General features: G+C 64.0%; 17 protein-coding genes. 6 read left to right on the top strand and 11 right to left on the bottom strand.

Annotated elements, in window-relative coordinates:
• Positions 1-87 precede the first annotated feature (87 nt).
• From E1748_RS29015 to E1748_RS29005, 3 genes are all read right to left on the bottom strand, one after another.
• Positions 88-405, bottom strand: coding sequence for a GIY-YIG nuclease family protein (locus E1748_RS29015; RefSeq protein WP_133650749.1), 318 nt, complete (start codon positions 403-405; stop codon positions 88-90).
• A gap of 126 nt (positions 406-531) precedes the next feature.
• Entirely contained in the window at positions 532-1,557 is a 1,026-nt protein-coding gene (locus E1748_RS29010) for an aldo/keto reductase (protein WP_133650748.1), read from the bottom strand.
• A gap of 174 nt (positions 1,558-1,731) precedes the next feature.
• Positions 1,732-2,901: a GNAT family N-acetyltransferase gene (locus E1748_RS29005; protein ID WP_133650747.1), complete on the bottom strand. Its 1,170-nt coding sequence runs from the start codon at positions 2,899-2,901 to the stop codon at positions 1,732-1,734.
• Positions 2,902-3,046: 145 nt separating this feature from the next.
• On the opposite strand from E1748_RS29005, the gene E1748_RS29000 reads away from it, so the two are divergent.
• Both E1748_RS29000 and glnK read left to right on the top strand, forming a co-directional pair.
• Positions 3,047-4,735 (top strand): NAD+ synthase, encoded by a 1,689-nt coding sequence (locus E1748_RS29000; protein ID WP_133650746.1) that lies wholly within the window; start codon positions 3,047-3,049, stop codon positions 4,733-4,735.
• A gap of 108 nt (positions 4,736-4,843) precedes the next feature.
• A complete protein-coding gene (glnK, locus tag E1748_RS28995) occupies positions 4,844-5,182 on the top strand; it encodes a P-II family nitrogen regulator (protein WP_074265470.1) in 339 nt (112 codons plus the stop codon).
• A 210-nt stretch (positions 5,183-5,392) separates the two neighbouring features.
• On the opposite strand, the gene E1748_RS28990 is transcribed toward glnK, so the two are convergent.
• From E1748_RS28990 to E1748_RS28970, 5 genes are all read right to left on the bottom strand, one after another.
• On the bottom strand, positions 5,393-6,505 hold the full coding sequence (locus tag E1748_RS28990) for a porin (protein WP_133650745.1): 1,113 nt from the start codon (positions 6,503-6,505) through the stop codon (positions 5,393-5,395).
• A gap of 587 nt (positions 6,506-7,092) precedes the next feature.
• The gene (locus E1748_RS28985; RefSeq protein WP_133650744.1) at positions 7,093-7,872 is read right to left on the bottom strand and encodes an ABC transporter ATP-binding protein; all 780 of its coding nucleotides are present in this window, start codon (positions 7,870-7,872) and stop codon (positions 7,093-7,095) included.
• Between the two features lie 17 nt (positions 7,873-7,889).
• Positions 7,890-8,603: an ABC transporter permease gene (locus E1748_RS28980; protein ID WP_133650743.1), complete on the bottom strand. Its 714-nt coding sequence runs from the start codon at positions 8,601-8,603 to the stop codon at positions 7,890-7,892.
• Complete coding sequence (locus E1748_RS28975) at positions 8,600-9,289, bottom strand: ABC transporter permease (protein ID WP_133650742.1); 690 nt, start codon at positions 9,287-9,289, stop codon at positions 8,600-8,602. Before E1748_RS28975 ends, E1748_RS28980 begins: the two co-directional genes overlap by 4 nt.
• A gap of 306 nt (positions 9,290-9,595) precedes the next feature.
• The gene (locus E1748_RS28970) at positions 9,596-10,372 is read right to left on the bottom strand and encodes an ABC transporter substrate-binding protein (protein WP_133650741.1); all 777 of its coding nucleotides are present in this window, start codon (positions 10,370-10,372) and stop codon (positions 9,596-9,598) included.
• A gap of 381 nt (positions 10,373-10,753) precedes the next feature.
• On the opposite strand from E1748_RS28970, the gene E1748_RS28965 reads away from it, so the two are divergent.
• Positions 10,754-11,452 (top strand): pirin family protein, encoded by a 699-nt coding sequence (locus tag E1748_RS28965; protein WP_133650740.1) that lies wholly within the window; start codon positions 10,754-10,756, stop codon positions 11,450-11,452.
• A gap of 131 nt (positions 11,453-11,583) precedes the next feature.
• On the opposite strand, the gene E1748_RS28960 is transcribed toward E1748_RS28965, so the two are convergent.
• The gene (locus tag E1748_RS28960) at positions 11,584-12,126 is read right to left on the bottom strand and encodes a periplasmic heavy metal sensor (RefSeq protein ID WP_133651004.1); all 543 of its coding nucleotides are present in this window, start codon (positions 12,124-12,126) and stop codon (positions 11,584-11,586) included.
• Positions 12,127-12,362: 236 nt separating this feature from the next.
• On the opposite strand from E1748_RS28960, the gene E1748_RS28955 reads away from it, so the two are divergent.
• Positions 12,363-13,088 carry a response regulator gene (locus tag E1748_RS28955; protein ID WP_133650739.1) on the top strand — a complete coding sequence of 242 codons (726 nt, stop codon included), beginning with the start codon at positions 12,363-12,365 and terminating at the stop codon, positions 13,086-13,088.
• Positions 13,072-14,388: an ATP-binding protein gene (locus E1748_RS28950; RefSeq protein ID WP_133650738.1), complete on the top strand. Its 1,317-nt coding sequence runs from the start codon at positions 13,072-13,074 to the stop codon at positions 14,386-14,388. The genes E1748_RS28955 and E1748_RS28950 overlap by 17 nt, the downstream gene beginning before the upstream one ends.
• Before the next feature lie 89 nt (positions 14,389-14,477).
• Here the strand turns inward: E1748_RS28950 and E1748_RS28945 are convergent, their stop codons facing one another.
• Both E1748_RS28945 and E1748_RS28940 read right to left on the bottom strand, forming a co-directional pair.
• On the bottom strand, positions 14,478-14,744 hold the full coding sequence (locus E1748_RS28945; protein WP_133650737.1) for a double-stranded DNA-specific endonuclease: 267 nt from the start codon (positions 14,742-14,744) through the stop codon (positions 14,478-14,480).
• A 130-nt stretch (positions 14,745-14,874) separates the two neighbouring features.
• Entirely contained in the window at positions 14,875-16,551 is a 1,677-nt protein-coding gene (locus E1748_RS28940) for a sensor domain-containing diguanylate cyclase (RefSeq protein ID WP_133650736.1), read from the bottom strand.
• 551 nt (positions 16,552-17,102) lie between these two features.
• On the opposite strand from E1748_RS28940, the gene E1748_RS28935 reads away from it, so the two are divergent.
• The gene (locus tag E1748_RS28935; RefSeq protein ID WP_133650735.1) at positions 17,103-18,854 is read left to right on the top strand and encodes an ABC transporter permease; all 1,752 of its coding nucleotides are present in this window, start codon (positions 17,103-17,105) and stop codon (positions 18,852-18,854) included.
• The last annotated feature ends 9 nt before the right edge of the window (positions 18,855-18,863 follow it).

Genomic DNA, 18,863 nt, shown 5'->3' with positions numbered 1-18,863 from the left:
AACCGCGCAGACCCGTGAAGGGCTGCGCGGTTTTTTTATCTGCGTGTCTGTTCGTGGAGCCCGGGCGCAGCGCGCGTTACCGGTAGATCAAGCTGTGTCCTTGGCCTGCGTTTCGTCGGTCGGTATGGGCACTGGCATCGGCAGCACCGATTCAAGCGAACGCTTGCCCGCCGCAAGCGCACGTTTCTCGGTAGCGCTCAACCGCTTCACCCAGTACTCCGCACGCGATGCGCTCGCGCGGTCCGCGAGCCCGAACGACGCGAGCACGCGCACCGGTTTGCGCGAGCGCGTGTAGCGCGCGCCCGTGCCGTTGACGTGCTTGTCGAAGCGCGCTTCGACGTCGACTGCGATGCCGGTGTAGATGCTGCCGTCCTCGCATTCGATCAGGTACAGGAACCACGGCATGAGATGAGCGGAGCGGCGAAGGATGTCGGGAATACGGCGTCGCGCAGAGTGTCGCACAAAACCGGCGCAGCACAGACATCGCGTGCGCCGGGCTTTTCCAACGCTAACGTTAGTACTAACGCAACCTCACACCGGCGACGGATTACGCTCTTCGAATCCGCGTTGATGCCAGTACGGGTACGGCAGCGGCAGCCGGGTCGCTGCGTCGAGTTTCGCGTTCTGTTCCGCGGTCAGCGACCAGCCGATGCTGCCGAGATTTTCGCGGAACTGCGCCTCGTCGCGTGCACCGACGATCACGTTCGCGACCGTCGGCCGTTGCAGCAGCCAGTTCAGCGAGATCTGCGGAATGCTCTTGCCGGTTTCCTGCGCGATCTCGTCGAGTGCGTCGATGACGCGGAACAGGTATTCGTCGTCGACCGGCGGGCCCGCGTCCGATGTCTTGTGCAGACGGCTGTTCGCGTGCAACGCCACACCGCGCCGGATCTTGCCCGTCAGACGGCCCCAGCCGAGCGGACTCCAGACGATCGTCGACACGCCCTGGTCGAGTCCGAGCGGCATCAGTTCATGTTCGAAATCGCGGCCGATCAGCGAGTAGTACGCCTGGTTCGCCGAATGCCGCACGAGCCCTTCGCGGTCCGACGCGGACAGCGATTTCATCAGGTGCCAGCCGGAAAAATTCGAGCAGCCGACGACGCGGATCTTGCCCGCGCGCACGAAATCGTCGAGCGTGCGCATCGTTTCTTCGACGCGCGTCAGCGCATCGAAGCCGTGCAGCTGGTAGACGTCGATGTAGTCGGTGCCGAGCCGCTTCAGGCTGTTGTTGATCGCTTCTGTGAGGTGATGCCGCGTCGAGCCGACGTCGTTCGCGCCATCGCCGAGACGGAACGTGCCCTTCGTCGAGACGATGACCTGCGAGCGGCGACCCGAGATCGCCTTGCCGAGGATGGTTTCCGCGAGACCGTCCGAATAGATGTCGGCGCTGTCGAACATCGACACGCCCGCGTCGAGCGCGATGTCGACGAGCTTGCGTGCGCCGTCCGCATCGGTCGATCCCCACGCCTTGAAGAAATCGTTGCCGCCGCCGAAGGTGCCCGTGCCGAGGCTGAGTACCGGAACCTTGAAACCGCTTTGTCCTAGCAGGCGATATTCCATGTGTGCTCCTTTGCATGAAAGACGGGGCCTGCCGGAGGGCAGGGCGTCGTGGTCAGGGGAACGGAGCGAGTCGATGGGTGGGGTGATTAACAGCGGACACGGCTCCGTGGTCCGTTTCATCATATCGCTCATCGGCGCGCGCTGCCGCGAGCCGGGCACGCCGTACGTTTGCTTCTAGCTACGGAACGGGTTGTGCTCGCGCAGCTCGTCGACGTATGCGTGAATGTTGGTCTTCTCGCTGTCGAGAAAATGCGCGACCGCATCCGCGAACGCGGGATGCGCGAGCCAGTGCGCCGAATGCGTGACAGTCGGCAGAAAGCCCCGCGCCATCTTGTGTTCGCCCTGCGCGCCGCCTTCGAACGTCGAGAGTTTTTCTTCGATGCAGAATTCGAGCGGCTGGTAATACGCAGTTTCGAAATGCAGGCACGGCACGTGTTCGAGCGCACCCCAGTAGCGACCATATAGCGTTCCGCCACCTGCTTCATCGCGCTGGTACACGACGAGCGAACTCGCGATCGGCTTGCCTTCGAATTCGGCGACGACGAGCATCAGGTTCTCCGGCATCGCCGCGCCGATCGTGCGGAAGAAGTCGAGGTTCAGATACGGACTCGAAAAGTGCTCGCGATACGTCTGCCGGTAGCACTTGCTGAAGAAGCGCCAGTCGGCGTCGTCGATATCCGGGCCGCGCACGCGGCGCATCGAGATGCCAGCTTCATGCACCTTGCGGCGCTCCGCGCGGATGTTCTTGCGCTTCTTCTGTTCGAGCGTCGACAGGAAATCGTCGAAGTCGCGATAGCCGTCGTTGAGCCAGTGAAACTGCACGCCCTCGCGACGCATCATGCCGAGGTCGGCGAGCACGTCGGCTTCGTCGGCGGTGGGGAACAGCACGTGCAGCGACGACACGTCGGCCTGTTCCGCGAACGCGACGAGCGTCGCGGCGAGATGGCGGCGCGCGTGCTCATTCGCGGCGAGGAGGCGCGTGCCCTGCACCGGCGTGAACGGCACCGCGCACAGCAGCTTCGGGTAGTACTCGAGCCCGTTGCGTTTATACGCGTCGGCCCACGCCCAGTCGAACACGTATTCGCCGTACGAGTGTCCCTTCGCGTAGACCGGCGCGGCTGCGACGAGGCGCTCCGTGCGCGGATCGGTCAGCGTGACGAACTGCGGGGCCCAGCCGGCTTCCGCGACCGCGCATTGCGTGGTGTGCAGCGCGCCCAGAAATTCGTGGCGCAGAAACGGCGTGGGTTGCGCCTGGGCGGCGAGGAGGGCGTTCCATTCGGCTGCGTCGATCTCGAGCGGCGAGGCCAGAATGCCCGTGCGATAATCAAAACGTTCCTGAGTCAATCTGTGTGAATGTCCCGATGTCCGGCGCGCGTCAACACGACACGCGCCGTTCGTTATTCCGGTGTTCGATCCGTTTTCAGTCCGTCTTGCCGAGCCACTGAAGCCGCCGCAGCCGGCAAGCCGCGGGGCTTGCCACTATCCCGCCATGAAGACCCGAATCGCTCTTGCCCAACTCAATGTCACTGTCGGCGACTTCGCCGGCAACGTCGCGAAGATCGTCGACGCAGCACGCGCTGCGCACAACGATGGTGCGAAGCTGCTGATCGCGCCGGAACTCGCACTATCCGGCTATCCCCCCGAAGACCTGCTGCTGCGTCCCGCGTTCTACGCGGCGAGTGCCGCGGCGCTCGCCGATCTCGCGCAACAGCTACGGCCGTTCGCGGGCCTGCATGTGCTAGTCGGACATCCGCATCGCGATGCAGGGCTCGGCCATGGTAATGCAAACGCGCCGATCGAGCGCGGTCTGCCGCCGGTCGACACGTTCAACGCGGCGTCGCTGATCGTCGACGGCGAGGTGGTGGGCACGTATCGCAAGCAGGATCTGCCGAACACCGAAGTATTCGACGAGAAGCGTTACTTTGCGTCGAGTCCGAAGCCGTTCGTGTTCGAACTCGACGGCGTGAAGTATGGCGTCGTGATCTGCGAAGACGTCTGGCATGCATCGGCGGCGCAGCTCGCGAAGGCGGCCGGCGCGCAGGTGCTGCTGATTCCGAACGGCTCGCCATATCACGTGAACAAGGAAGCGGTGCGCATCGACATCCTGCGCGCGCGGATTCGCGAGACCGGTTTGCCGATGGTCTACGTGAACATGGTCGGCGGCCAGGACGAACTGGTGTTCGACGGCGGCTCGTTCGTGCTCGACGCGCACGGCGAAGTCGTCGCGAAGATGGCGCAGTTCGAGGAAGGGCACGCGATCGTCGAGTTCGACGGTGCGGAGCCGGTGCGTATGACGATCGCGCCCGAGCAGTCCGTCGAAGCGCAGGTGTACGCGGCGCTCGTCGTCGGCGTGCGCGACTACATCGGCAAGAACGGTTTTCCGGGGGTGCTGATCGGCTTGTCGGGCGGCGTCGATTCGGCGCTGGTGCTTGCGGTCGCGTGCGATGCGCTCGGTGCGGATCGCGTGCGCGCGGTGATGATGCCGTCGCGCTACACCGCGGATATTTCCACCAGCGATGCCGCCGAAATGGCACGACGTGTCGGCGTGCGTTACGACGAGATCGCGATCGCGCCGATGTTCGACGCGTTCCGCGCGTCGCTCGCCGACGAATTCGCGGGCCGCGCGGAAGACGCAACCGAAGAGAACATCCAGGCGCGCGTGCGCGGCACGCTGCTGATGGCGCTATCCAACAAGTTCGGCTCGATCGTGCTGACGACCGGCAACAAGAGCGAAATGGCGGTCGGCTACTGCACGCTGTACGGTGACATGGCCGGCGGTTTCGCGGTGATCAAGGACATCGCGAAGACGCTCGTGTACCGGCTGTGCCGCTATCGCAACGAAGCGACGACGTTCGCGAAGCGCGACGTGATTCCGGAGCGGATTCTGACGCGCGCGCCGTCGGCCGAACTGCGCGAGAACCAGACCGATCAGGACAGTCTCCCGCCGTACGAAGTGCTCGACGCGATCATGCGCATGTACATGGAAGAGGATCGCTCGCTTGCGGAAATCGTCGCGGCCGGTTTTGCCGCCGCCGACGTGCAGCGCGTGACGCGACTCATCAAGATCAACGAATACAAGCGACGTCAGGCGCCGATCGGTATTCGCGTCACGCATCGCGCGTTTGGGCGCGACTGGCGTTATCCGATTACGTCGCGTTATACCGAACCCGTCGAATGACGCGGCGTGCGCCGACGAAGTGCAGCCGATTAAGCGCAGCGTAGAATCGGCAGCATCCGCTGTGTTGTTCCAGCCAGTTTTTGCACCGTAGACCGAAAGAGGGACGCCATGAAACGCATCACCGCAGTCATCAAACCGTTCAAGCTCGACGAAGTGCGTGAAGCGCTGGCCGAAGTGGGTCTCACGGGTTTGACCGTGACCGAGGTCAAGGGCTTTGGTCGCCAGAAAGGTCATACCGAGCTGTATCGCGGCGCGGAATACGTCGTCGATTTTCTGCCGAAGGTGAAGATCGAAGTGGTGGTCGCGAACGATCAGTGCGATCAGGTGATCGACGCGATCATCGGTGCGGCGCGCACCGGCAAGATCGGCGACGGCAAGATCTTCGTCGCGGAAGTCGAGCGGGTGATCCGCATTCGTACCGGCGAAGAGAACGAAGCGGCGGTTTGAGTTTGGTCGACGTCGTGCGGTCGTAGCGGTTGTTGTATTGCGAGACGGCGTCGGTGTGATTTACGTTTGATGTGTGCCGGCATCGCGCAGCATCATGTACTGCGCGGGCAATAAAAAACGGTGCGATACCCTTGCAGATATCGCACCGATACGCGCCTCTCGCAGCAGCGTGAAAACGTCTCTTGCTTCTGTTCTGTCAGCTACGTTCGATTAGAACGAGTGCTGGATACCGGCGTACACGCCCGACTGGCTGTGGCCGACGAGCGGGTTGTCGGTTGCAGCGGTGTCGCCTTCGTTGTTCGCGTTCAGGCCAAAGTTAGCCGTCTTGCTGTTCCGGACCGAAGCGATCTGGATGTCGAGCAGCGTGCGCTTCGACAGGTTGTAGCTGCCGCCGATCGTGTAGATCGTTGCGTTGCCTTGACCCTTGTTCGCGTTCACGTGGTAGACCGCCGCGATCAGCGCGGCTGCCGGCGTGGCTTGCCACGTCACACCGCCCCATTCGTGATCGAGCGCCGTCGGTGCCTGGCCGGCCGTTGCCGTGCCGCCTGACGTGCGGATCGCCTGATACGCGCCCTGGATCTTGAACTGGCCGAGGAACACGTTGACTGCTGCCGTGTATTCACGCGAAGCCGTGAACGGATCGGTGAACTGACCGTTGGCCGGGTTGCGGATTTCGTCATACATACCGCGGACCTGGAACAGCGACGACGTGTAGGTGATCTGTGCACCACCTTCGCGGCCTTGCCCACCCGGAGCCGGGTTGGCATTCCAGCTCGTTGCGTTCGACAGCGCGTACTGGCCGTAGAAGTCGAAGCCGGCGATCTTCGGCGACTGGTACGAAATGTTGTTGCTCGATTGCGGCCAGTTACGACCACGGACCAGCGATGCCGACGACCAGTTCGATTGACCGAACGGATCGAAGTCCCACACGCCGTTCGAGATGAAGAGTTCGCGGCCCAACAGCAGGGTACCGTATGCATTGTTCGATGCACCGATCGTCGCCCACCGATTGAAGAGACCGTTGTTACCCGGACCCGTGCCGTTCATCGTGTTGAAGCTGCCTTCCAACTGGAACACGATCTTCGTACCGCCACCGATGTCTTCAGCGCCCTTCAAACCCCACAGGCTCGTGCCCCAGTCGCCGCTCTCGGCCTTGAAGCGATGCGAGCTGCCGGTTGCCTGGCCGTTCGCACCAACGCCCGTCGGGACGCCAGTCATGTATTCGAGCCCAGCATCGAGGCGCCCGTACAGCGTCACACTGCTCTGTGCATGTGCCGCTACGCCGATCGACAGCAGCGAAGCCGCGAGCAAAGCTTTCTTCATCTTCTCCTCCATACCCTGTCAGAAAGTAAACCCAGTACTGCAACAGTGCCCGGACGCGGTAAAACGCCGGGCAGAATTTGTTTTGGGGAGATTCGCGGGCGGGGCGCGGGCATGGTCTCGTGACGGGCAGCCGTGGCGGCTGTCTACTCGTCTGCCGATCCCTCGCGACCGGTATCTCCTGTGTGCTTTGAAGTGAAACTACTTTTAATCAACTTTGTTTTGCTACTTTGGTTACTAATTTAGCAAAAATAGCCTCCCGTGGGCGAAGAAATTGCTGCCCCTACGAACAGTTGTCGCCAAATTGCAATACTGTCGTGCACAACGATACTAAACAAACCCGCTTTACACCCTTCAAAGCCTTATGGGGTAAGGGAAACACGGATTCGGGCAGGCAATCTTAAGGATTGCCACTATTGACGCTGAAAATCGTCGGGAGTAAGCCTTGAAATGGTGGTTTTGGTGCACTTTGTGGGATCTGGAGGCGCGAAACGTGCATCCGCGAGGCCAAATAAAAAGGCGCCGTAGGCGCCTTGTAAAACTACTTTGACTACATCCGGGGTGAAGCCCGTTCGCGGTCCCGGTTCAGGTCATTTCAGACTACCCGCCAGAAACTGTCGCAGACGTTCGCTCTTCGGCTGGCCGAACACGTCGTCCGGCGCACCTTCCTCTTCGACGCGTCCCTGATGCAGGAACATCACGTGATTCGACACGTTGCGTGCGAATGCCATTTCGTGCGTGACGACGATCATCGTGCGGCCTTCCTCGGCGAGCGTCTGCATCACCTTCAGCACTTCGCCGACGAGTTCGGGGTCGAGCGCGGACGTGGGTTCGTCGAACAGCATCACGTCCGGATGCATCGCCAGCGCGCGTGCGATCGCGACGCGCTGCTGCTGGCCGCCCGACAGATGCGACGGATACTGCTTCTCGACGCGTGGCGCCAGCCCGACCTTCTCGAGATACATGCGCGCGCGGTCTTCGGCTTCCTTGCGCGACAGGCCGAGCACATGCAGCGGCGCTTCGACGACGTTTTCCAGCACCGTCATGTGCGCCCACAGGTTGAAGTGCTGGAAGACCATCGCGAGTTTGGTGCGCACGCGCTGCAACTGCTTGTGATCGGCGACGCGCAACGCGCCCTGGCGATCTTTCGCGGTGCGCACTTCTTCGCCGTCGACGAAGATGTGGCCCGCGTTCGGCTGCTCGAGAAAGTTGATGCAGCGGAGCATCGTGCTCTTGCCCGAGCCCGACGAGCCGATCACGCTGATCACGTCGCCGCGATTCGCGCGCAGCGATACGCCCTTGAGAACTTCGTTGTCGCCGTACTGTTTGTGCAGGTTGTCGACGAAAAGCTTTTGCGTCTGGGTATTCATCTGGTTCCTTGACTGGCTTATTTGCCCTGCGGTCGCAGGTAGGCGAGCCAGCGGCGTTCGGCGCGGCGGAACAGGGCCACCAGCGTGAACGAAATGGCGAGGTACAGCAAAGCGGCGATGCCGAACGCGCCGAACGACTGATACGTCGCGGAGTTCACGTCGCGCGCGATCTTCAGGATGTCGGGGACCGTCGCGGTGAAGGCGACCGTCGTCGCGTGCAGCATCAGGATCACTTCGTTGCTGTAGAGCGGCAGCGCACGGCGCAGCGCGGACGGCAGGATGATCCGGCGATACAGCGTGAACGACGACATCCCGTATGCGCGCGCCGCCTCGATCTCGCCGTAGGCAGTCGCCTTGATCGCGCCCGCGAAGATCTCGGTCGTGTACGCGCAGGTGTTCAGCGTGAACGCGAGCAGCGTGCAGTGCATGCCGTCGCGGAAGAACGCGTTGGTCAGTTCGTGATTGCGGATGATCTCGAGACTGTAGAGCCCGGTGTAGCACAGCAGCAGCTGCACATAGAGCGGCGTGCCGCGGAACACATACGTATAGAGCCAGACGAGCGTCGACAGCCATTTCTTCTTCGACACGCGGGCCACCGCGAGTGGCACCGACAGACAGAAGCCGAGTCCGATCGACACGGCAAGCAGCCACAACGTGATCGCGACGCCGGTGAAGCGATAGCCGTCGGTGTACAGATAGTTGCGCCAGTATTCCTGAAACAGCTCGGTCATAGGTCCGCCTTGCGCACGCCGGTGGAGTAGCGCTTTTCGAGGTACATCAGCACCAGGTTGGATACAGCGGTGATCGCGAGATAGACCGCGCCGGCGAGCAGCGTGAAGAAGAAGAACCGCAACGTGCCCTTGCCGGCATCCTGCGATGCCTTCACGACGTCGGCGAGGCCGATGATCGACACGAGCGCGGTGGCCTTGACCATCACCTGCCAGTTGTTGCCGATACCGGGCAGCGCGAAGCGCATCATCTGCGGGAACATGATTCGCGAGAACACCTGCCAGCCGCTCATCCCGTACGCGACACCCGCTTCGAGCTGGCCGCGCGGCACCGCGAGGAACGCGCCGCGGAAGGTCTCGGTGAAGTACGCGCCGTAGATGAAGCCGAGTACCGCGACGCCGGCCACGAACGGATCGATGTCGATCTGATCCCAGCCGAGCAGGTCGGTCAGATTGTTGAGCCAGATCTGGATGCTGTAGAACAGCAGCAGCATCAGCACGAGATCGGGAACGCCGCGGATCAGCGTCGTGTAGAGCGTGCCGAGGCCGGACGAGACGCGGTTCTTCGACAGCTTCGCCGCCGCGCCGATCAGGCCGAGCAGAAACGCGAACGCGAGCGACAGGACCGCCAGCTTGACGGTTTGCCAGGTGCCCGACAGGATCAGCGGGCCATAGCCTTGAAGCAACATAGGAGGGTCCCCGACGACGCACTCGTGGTGCGCCGCGAAAGACGCGGCCGCTTCGTGCGGCGCACCGGCTGTCCCGGTTGCGATTCCGGTTCCGGATGGTGCGCCGCACGCGGCGGACCGCTGTGCAAATCATGACTGCTGTGCCGTTGCCGGCGCGGCAGCGCTTTTTCCAGCTTGATTCCCAACTCGATTCTTTGCTGCGCTACGACTGTATTACGCCGGCTGCGGATCGCCCATCGGGCTTGCCCCGAGCCGGTGATGCAAGGCGGCCGCGACGGCGGACCGTCGCGTGCCGCCGGTCTGGTTTCAGTGACTCGAATAGATGCTGTAAGCGAAGTACCGTTTCGCGATCTGGTCGAAGGTGCCGTCGCGGTGGATCTCGGTGAGCGCGTGGTCGAACGCCGCCTTCAGATCGGCGTCCTGTTTGCGCAGGCCGATCGCGGTGCCGTCGCCGAGCGTTTGCGGATCCTGCAGTGCCGGCCCGGCCCATGCGAAACCTTGGCCGCGCGGCGTTTTCAGAAAGCCTGCGTCTGCCTGCAATTCGTCCTGCAGTGTCGCGTCGAGACGGCCCGAGGCGAGATCCGCGTAGACCTGATCCTGGTTCTGGTAGGTGACGACGATGACGCCCTTCGGCTCCCACCAGGTTTTCGCGTAGGTTTCCTGCGTCGAGCCCTGTTCGACGCCGATGCGCTTGCCGCGCAGCGACTGCGGCGTGGGCAGCAATGGCGAACCGCGTCGCGCGATCATGCGGGCAGGGGAGTCGAACAGCTTGCTGGAGAAGTCGATCTGTTCGCGGCGCCGGTCGGTGACCGTCAGCGACGACACGATCGCATCGAATTTTTTGCCCTTCAGCGCGGGAATCATCCCGTCGAGATCCTGCTCGACCCACACGCAGCGGACCTGCATCCGCGCGCAGAGCGCTTTCGTGAGATCGACGTCGAAGCCGACGACGTCGCCGCTGGGCGCCTTCGATTCGAACGGCGGATAACTGGCGTCGACCCCGATGCGCACCGTCTTCCATTCTTTTGCGGCAGCGCCCGTGGCCAGCATGGCCAGCGCTACGCACAGTGCGAGCTTCCTCATGTTTCTCCTGTATTGCCGGTCGTCGCGATCCGGCGATCCCGACGACCGCCGGCAGTGAGCCGGCCGTCGCTATTCTAGGCGGTCAAAAATGTATCGCGCATCCAGCCGGGCATCGCTGTGTGCCCGCGATCCGGATGCCGGAAACAGTGCCGCGCGACCCCGCGCCGGCCCACTGCCGCCGTTGTACGCCCGAAAAGCGCGGTATTTTACCCGAAGCCGCGCCTCGCGCCAGCCGGACCGGGCAACGCAGCGGCGGAATCCGGCAGGCGGCGAGCACGCGCATTGAGTGGATTGCCGAAACGATCCTGTGCGGCGATGCGGATTGTCCTGCGGGCAGGTCGGCCATACATTCGTACCATCGCAATGACACTGGAGATCGACATGATCGGGATTCGCCGCTCGGCCGAACGGGGCCACGCCAACCACGGCTGGCTCGACTCGTTTCACAGCTTTTCGTTTGCCGATTACTACGACGACGCGCACATGCAGTACGGACCGCTGCGCGTGATCAACGAGGACCGCATCGCACCGGGCCGGGGCTTCGGCACGCACGGCCACCGCGACATGGAAATCGTGACCTACGTGCTGGACGGCGGGCTGTCGCATCGCGACAGCATGGGTAACGGCTCGACGATCAGCCCAGGCGACGTGCAGCGGATGAGCGCCGGAACCGGCGTGATGCACAGCGAGTTCAACGCGTCGAAGGATGCGCCGCTGCATCTGCTGCAGATCTGGATTCTGCCGAAGCGGCAGGGCGATCAGCCAGGCTACGAGGAAAAGCGCTTCGAGGAAGCAGACAAGCGCGGTCGTCTGCGCGTGGTTGCGTCGCCGGATGGACGCGACGGCTCGGTGACGATTCACTCGGACGCGTCGATTCACGCGGGGCTGTTCGACGGCGACGAGCGCGCGCAGTTTGCGCTGCCGGCCGGGCGGCGCGCCTACGTGCACGTAGCGCGCGGCGCGGTGACGGTGAACGGCAACGCGTTGCAGGCCGGCGACGCCGCGATGATCGCCGACGTCGATACGGTGACGATCGAGAACGGCGACGCAGCCGAGGTATTGCTGTTCGATCTCGCGTGAGCGTGCGGTTGCTGCTTTAGCGCCTGGCCGTCTACTCGACGACAGACGCAAAACGCCACGGGCCTTAAAAGCCCGTGGCGTTTTTTCTTGCCCGGCGACAGCGACAGCCGCCGGTCACGTCGAACACAGCGTTACGGCTTCAAACCAATGGCCGCCGACGACGCAGCGCCATCATGACGCTGCTCCCAGCGCTCGTGCATCTTCTCGTGGCGCGCCGCCATCTTCGCGAAGTGCTGCTTGAGCGCGGTGCTGACGATGGTCTTCTGCTGGTCGTTCAGGCCGTTGTAGAAGTTCAGCCACGCGGTCGCGGTCTGTTCGCGCAGTTGCGCATCCTGCTGCTCGATACGTTGATGCGCGCTATGCAGCGCGTTCAGATCGAGGATCGGCTGTTGCTGCATCGTCTGGAACTGCTGCTTCATCTGCTCGTGATTCGCGCGGGCAGCCGTGCGGCCCTGCTTCATCGTGTCGAGCGCGGCCTGCCATTGCCGTTCCTGGTCGGTGTTCAGTTTCAGCTGGTCGTGCAGCGCCTTGATCTGCTTCATGAAGTGGCCGCCGTGCCAGCCGCCGGGACCGCCATCGGGGGCGGAGGCCGGAGCGGCCGCGTAGGCCAGGCCGGTGACGAGAGCAAGCGATGCCGCGGCGACGGCAAAGAGGCGCGAAGTCTTCGCGGACATAGTGTTGGACATTGAGAGGCTCCTTGTGATGAACTAGGCCGGCGACGCGGCAACCAGTGAATCGACGTGGCCGCATCCGGTAAGACACAGCGTAGAGGTGGGCGCGATGCGTCGTGTTACGACGGGCATCGCCGGTGTTACGCGACATTACTCGCGCCTTTCGCGGTAACACCCGGTAACCCTTTGACGACCGGCGAGGGCCGATCCGGCTGGTCTGGCGCGTTAAACTTCGCACCATGGCTACTCAAATTCTTGTCGTCGACGACGACGTCGAACTGCGCGACCTGCTGCGCGACTATCTCGCCCGTCAAGGCATCGAGGTTTCGGTGCTGCACGACGCGGGGTCGCTCGAACGGCGGCTCGAACGCGAACGTCCCGACCTGATCGTGCTGGACCTGATGATGCCGGGCGTGGACGGGCTGACCGCATTGCGCAAGCTGCGCGCGGCCGGCGACGACATCCCGGTCATTATGTTGACTGCGCGTGCCGACGACGTGGACCGTATCGTCGGTCTCGAACTGGGCGCGGACGATTACCTCGGCAAACCGTTCAATCCACGCGAACTGCTCGCGCGCGTGCAGGCGGTGCTGCGCCGTCGCCGCACGCTGCCGTCGGCGGCGGCGCCCGAACAGCGTGAGCCGTTTTCGTTCGGCCGCTTCACGCTCGACTTCCAGTCGCGCACGCTGCATCAGGAAGGCCGGCCGCTCACGCTGTCGGGCAGCGAATTCGCGCTGCTGAAAATCTTCGTCAATCACCCGATGCGCACGCTCACCCGCGAACGTCTGCTCGAACTGCTGCACGGTCCCGAGTACGACGGCACCGACCGCGGCATCGACGTGCAGGTCTGGCGCCTGCGGCGCATTCTCGAAACGGACCCGTCCGTGCCGCGCTTCATCCAGACCGTGCGCGGGCGCGGCTACGTGTTCGTGCCGGACGGCGAACAGCATGCGCCGTCCCATTGATTCGCTGTTCGGACGACTGGCTCTGCTGGTCGTCGGCGTGCTGCTCGTCTCGCATTTCGCGGGCTACGTGATGTTCCGTCTGGAACGCAACCAGTTCCAGAGCCGCTACGCAGTAGAAGAAGCGATCTTCCTCGTCGACGCCGTGCGTCAGCACGTCGTGCACAGCCCCGATCAGCCTTTGCCGTCGCGCGTGCGACTCGTCGACCCCGCGAGTGCCGACGTGCCGCCGGAGCATCCGGACTTGCCGGCAGGGCTGCGCCGTTTCCTCGACGACGTCCGCGACCGGGTGCCGTCTACCACTCAGGTGCGCATCGGCTGGCCCGGCAAGCCGCCCGTGCTGTGGGTGCGCGCGCTCACCGACCCCAACTGGATCGTCGTGCCGGTGCAGCCGCTGCGGCCGCCGCGCTCGCTCGACCGGATGATGCTGTGGCTCACGGTGATCTTTTCGGTCGGCGTGATGGCCGCGCTCTTTGCCGCGTGGCAGTTGCAGCAGCCGCTGCGCTCGCTGGCACAGGCCGTTGCACGCTTCGGTCGCGGGCTACCGGTGCCGCCGGTGCCCGAGCGCGGGCCGCGCGAACTGCGTCAGCTCACGCGCGGTTTCAACGAGATGGTGCGGGACATCGCGCACACCGAGAACGATCGCGCGGTGATGCTCGCGGGCGTCGCGCACGATCTGAAGACGCCGCTTGCGCGTCTGCGGTTGCGGGCCGAGATGATGGACGAGGCGAAGGTGCGCGATGGTGTCGTGCGCGACGTCGATTCGTTGACGCATATCGTCGAGCAGTTTCTGGTTTTTGCGCACGACGGTGCCGATCGCAGTGAAGCGGTCGAAGTCGATGCGCAGTGCGAGCGGATCGTGCGTAGCTATCGCGCGGTCGCATCCGGTGCGCCGGCCGTACTCACGAACCTGGCTGCGGGCTCGGCCTTCCGGCTACCGGCCGCGACGCTCGATCGCATCCTGTCGAACCTGCTCGACAACGCGCATGCGTACGGTGCGCCGCCGATCATCGTGGCGACCGCACGCGTGGGCGACGGCTATACGCTGTCGGTCAGCGACAACGGCAAGGGCATTGCCGCGCAGGATCTGATCAATGCGAGCCGGCCGTTCGTGCGGCTCGACCCCGCGCGCGGCGGCAACGGACACAGCGGTCTCGGTCTTGCGATCGTCGAACGGCTGGTGCGCCGCGCGGGCGGCGAATGGGAAATCGGCAATCACGACGGCCGCGGTCTGCGCGTGCTGATGACGTTTCCGGACGAAGTGATGCCGAAGGCCACGTTGGCTGCACAGGCTGCGTGGTGAAGGGCGGCAGGGGGCGGCAGGGGGCGGTAGGGCATATCTGCGACGCGCTGCGTTTAATACACACGCTGAGCGTCGCACCTAGCTCGCCGCTACTCGCCGAACAGCGTATTCAGCGCAGCGGCCGCTTCGCTGTCCACCGTGTTCCACGTCACGGTCTCCGCTTCGAAGATGTAGTGCGTCGTGTACTTGCCGAGGCGCATGAGAATCTCCTCCTGAATCACCTCCGGTGCGACGTCCAGCTTCAGATACCACGTCGTCGACGACAGGCGTGTCTGGAACGCGCCGTATTCGGCCAGCAGATGATCGAAAGCATCGGCGTCCTGATCGCGGCAGACGATGACCAGATTCCCCTTCATGCGAACCTCCCGGTAGAGCGCGGTAGAGCAATAAGCGGCGACAACCTTCAGATGAAAGTGTCTCGAAGGTCGATGATACCTTGCTTCGCTCGATGCTCTTTACGCGGGTTTGCGTAGGGCGAGCGCGACGTCAGCGCGCGGAGGTCGCGGTGCGCGGTGCCGACGCCGCATCGCCCGGATGAACCGCTTCGCTGCGATCGCGGCCGCGCGACTTGGCCGCGTACAGCGCGTGGTCGGCGCGGCTCATCAGCCGCTCGGACGGTTCGTCGGGGCCGAGTTCCGTGATGCCGATACTCACGCTCAACCGGACGGTCGCCGGCAGGCTCGCCGACGGCACGTCCTGCAATCGCTTGCGCAACCGCTCGACTGTTTCGAAGCCTGCCGCAAGCGCGGTCGCAGGCAGCAGAATGCCGAACTCTTCGCCACCCAGCCGGCCGATCGCATCGCCGTCGCGCAGCTCGCTGCGGCACGTCTCGACGAAGTGCTCGAGCGCGCGGTCGCCGGCCGCATGGCCGAAGCGGTCGTTGATCTGCTTGAAGTGGTCGAGGTCGGCGATTGCCATGCACAACGGCTCGCCTGCGAGCCGCGCGTCGTCGATCTCATGACGTAGCAAGTCCAGGAAGTAGCGCCGCGACAGCGCGCCGGTCAGTGCGTCGTGACGTGCTTCCGCGGACAGCAGCGTGTTCGCCGACTGCAACTGCTCGGCGAGATGACGCGTCGCGCGATGATGGCGCCGCTCGCGCAGGTACGACATCGCGATCACGCACGCGAGCGCGCTCGCGCCGGCCAGCGTGACGAACACCAGCAGACGGTCGCGCTTGTGGGTGCGCATCAGTTCCGGCCACGCGACGACCGGATCGACCAGGTGCGCGCCGAGTCCCGAGTTCAAGCCGCTGCGCGCTTCGTACAGCGCGGGCATCCGGCGCATCGACGTATCGAACAGCTGCGCGGCGAGCACCTCGGGCACCCACGCCGCGTCGCGACGCAATTGCTCCGCGGGCTGGATGCGGATGTCGGGAAACGCGTCGCGCCGGTAGATGGCGAAGCGTTGTGCCGCGCTCATGCGCATCACGTTCGAACCGGGCAGCGCGTGACCTTCGAGCGACGCGTCGTGCGCCATGATGACGACGCCGTTGTCGTCGGTGACGAAGGTGCCCGCGCGCGCGACCCAGTGGCGCAGCCGCGCGATGCCGACCTTGGCGACCACCGCGCCGACCAGCAGACCGTCGTCGTAGACCGGCGCCGCGATGAAGATTCCGGGCTCGCCATTCGTGCGGCCCACGCCGTAGACCTCCGTGAAAGCGCCCAGCAATGCATTCGTCAGATAGGCGCGCGAACGCATGTCGATGCCGACGAACGAGCGGGGGGTCGTCGCGTTGCTCGACGCGACGCACAGACCGTTCGCGTTGACGAGCCAGAGGATGTCGAGTCCCGAGTAGCCTTGCGCGTCGTGCAGGAACGCACTGACCGACGCGAGCGACGGTTTTCCGGAGAGTTGCGCGCGGCGCGCGGGTTCCGTGTCGCTGGCGTTCGCGGCATAATCCTGCGATTGCGCGAGCGTGCGCTGGACCACGTCCAGTTCGGCCATCGTCGCGGGGATCGCACGGGACAGCGCCAGGTCGCTCGCGATCACCTCCGCCATGTTGTCGACGACGGACGCGGACATCTGCCGCTGCGTGCGCAAGGCGGTGTCGAGTTCTTGCTGTACCATCCGGTCCGCGGCGGCGTCGGCTGCGAACCAGCAGGCGAGCACGATCAGCAGGAAGCTGATCGGCCAGGCCGCACGGCGCAAGGTTGTGCTGTTCATCGACCCTCTGGTCTGTCCAACTGACTATATGCCGCGCCCCCATGTGTCGCGGCGGACGGCCCGATGGGCCGCTTGCATGACCACAGGCACAGTGGCCTCTGGCGTAGCGCCTCGATTTTAACCGTCGGGCGGTAGCCCGGATGTGTTCTCATTCGCACGCACGCCGTCAGGTTCATAACGGCTTTCGTCGACGTTTTCTGAATGGGTGAGTAGGGCAAACCTGTGGTTCGTACGCGACGGCGAGCGGTCGCCGGTACGTCGAGGCCGTCGTTCTGGTGCTTCGCGAGCCGCGAAAGGTTGTGCCTGAAACACAGGTTGTAGTAGTGTCGTGCCGTCCAAAAAGGAAAGCCCGCCGGCTTCCGGGCGCATCGCGCCGCTTGACCGGCACCGCGTCTTAACGCCAACGCTTAACGCCAACGAATCATCGCGCACATGCGTCCAGACCTGTTTGATCTCCGCTTTCCGGACCGATCGCTTTGCCTTGCCGCGCACTCGATGCGGCCGTTCACTGCCGGCCTAGCCTCGGCCCGTCGCTTTCGGGAGGGCGTCTGATGGATTTCAGTTTCGATCTGAAACGTACCGCCAATGCATCCGCGTGGCGGCTCCTGCCTAATGGTTGGGACTTCGTCGCGTTCCCGCTGATCCTCTGCGTGATCGCGATGGCGGCGATCGGTTTCCACCAGACGATGGCGCCGATCTCGACGTTGAAGAGCCAGGTCATCTCGCTCGCGCCGACGAATCTGCCCGAATACGCGATGCGCACGACGCTGCGCATGCTGGCCGCGATGGTCGCGTCGCTCACGTTCACGCTCGTCTACGGCACGCTCGCCGCGAAGAGTCGTCGCGCCGGGCTGGTGCTGGTGCCGATTCTCGACATCCTGCAGTCGGTGCCGGTGCTGGGCTACATTTCCTTTACGGTCACCTTCTTTCTGGCGATGTTCCCCGGCCGCGTGCTGGGTGCCGAACTCGCGGCGATCTTCGCGATCTTCACGAGCCAGGCGTGGAACATGACGTTCAGCTTCTACCAGTCGCTGCGCACCGTGCCGCGCGATCTCGACGAAGTGTCGCGCGGGTTCCACCTCACGTCGTGGCAGCGCTTCTGGAAACTCGAAGTGCCGTTCTCGATGCCGGGCCTCATCTGGAACATGATGATGTCGATGTCGGGCGGCTGGTTCTTCGTCGTCGCATCCGAGGCGATCACCGTCGGCAACAACACGATCACGCTGCCGGGTATCGGCGCCTATCTGGCGCAGGCGATCACCGAGAAGAACATGCACGCGATCGGCTGGGTGATCCTGACGATGACGGTCGTGATTCTCGCGTACGACCAGTTCCTGTTCCGGCCGCTGGTTGCGTGGGCCGACAAGTTCCGCATGGAGAACACGAGTTCGGGCCATGCGCCGGAGTCGTGGCTGCTCGACCTGATCCGCCGCACGCGGCTGATCCACCGGCTGCTCGTGCCGCTCGGCTGGATGTTCGCGCGGGCCGCGCGGATACCGCTGCGGCTGCCTTCGTTCAACCGGGTGCGCTTCCACGTTCCGCAGCGGCAGAAGTCGTCGCGCGTCGGCGACATCGTGTGGACGATTCTCGTGATCCTGCTGACGGTGTACGTCGTGTATCACGTGATCGCGTACGTACGCACCGGCGTCACGCTCGGCGAAGTGGGCCACGTGTTCGTGCTCGGCCTCATCACGCTGCTGCGCGTGATCCTGCTGATCGCGATCGCGTCGGTGGTCTGGGTGCCGATCGGCGTGCTGATCGGACTGCGTCCGGCGCTCGCGCAGAAGATCCAGCCCATTGCACAGTTTCTCGCCGCGTTCCCGGCCAACCTGCTGTTCCCGGTCTTCGTGATCGTGATCGTGCGCTTCCACCTGAACCCGGATATCTGGCTGTCGCCGCTGATCGTGCTCGGCACGCAGTGGTATATCCTCTTCAACGTAATCGCAGGCGCGAGCTCCTATCCGAACGACTATCGCGAAGCCGCGAAGAATTTCCGCATTCGCGGCTGGCAGTGGTGGCGTCAGGTGATGCTGCCGGGCGTGTTCCCGTACTACGTGACGGGCGCAATCACTGCGTCGGGCGGCGCGTGGAACGCGAGCATCGTCGCGGAGTTCGTGCAGTGGGGCGATACCCGCGTCGCCGCGCATGGTCTCGGTTCTTATATCGCGCAGACCACCGCCGCGGGCGACTACCCGAAAATCATTCTCGGCATTGCCGTGATGTCCCTGTTCGTGACCTTGTTCAACCGCCTGTTGTGGCGTCCGATGTACGCCTATGCCGAGGCGAAGCTCCGGCTCGATTGAACGCAACAT

It is taken from the genome of Paraburkholderia flava, assembly GCF_004359985.1.
In the GTDB taxonomy this organism is placed as follows: Bacteria; Pseudomonadota; Gammaproteobacteria; order Burkholderiales; family Burkholderiaceae; genus Paraburkholderia; species Paraburkholderia flava.
This window is presented reverse-complemented; position numbering and strand designations above follow the sequence as displayed.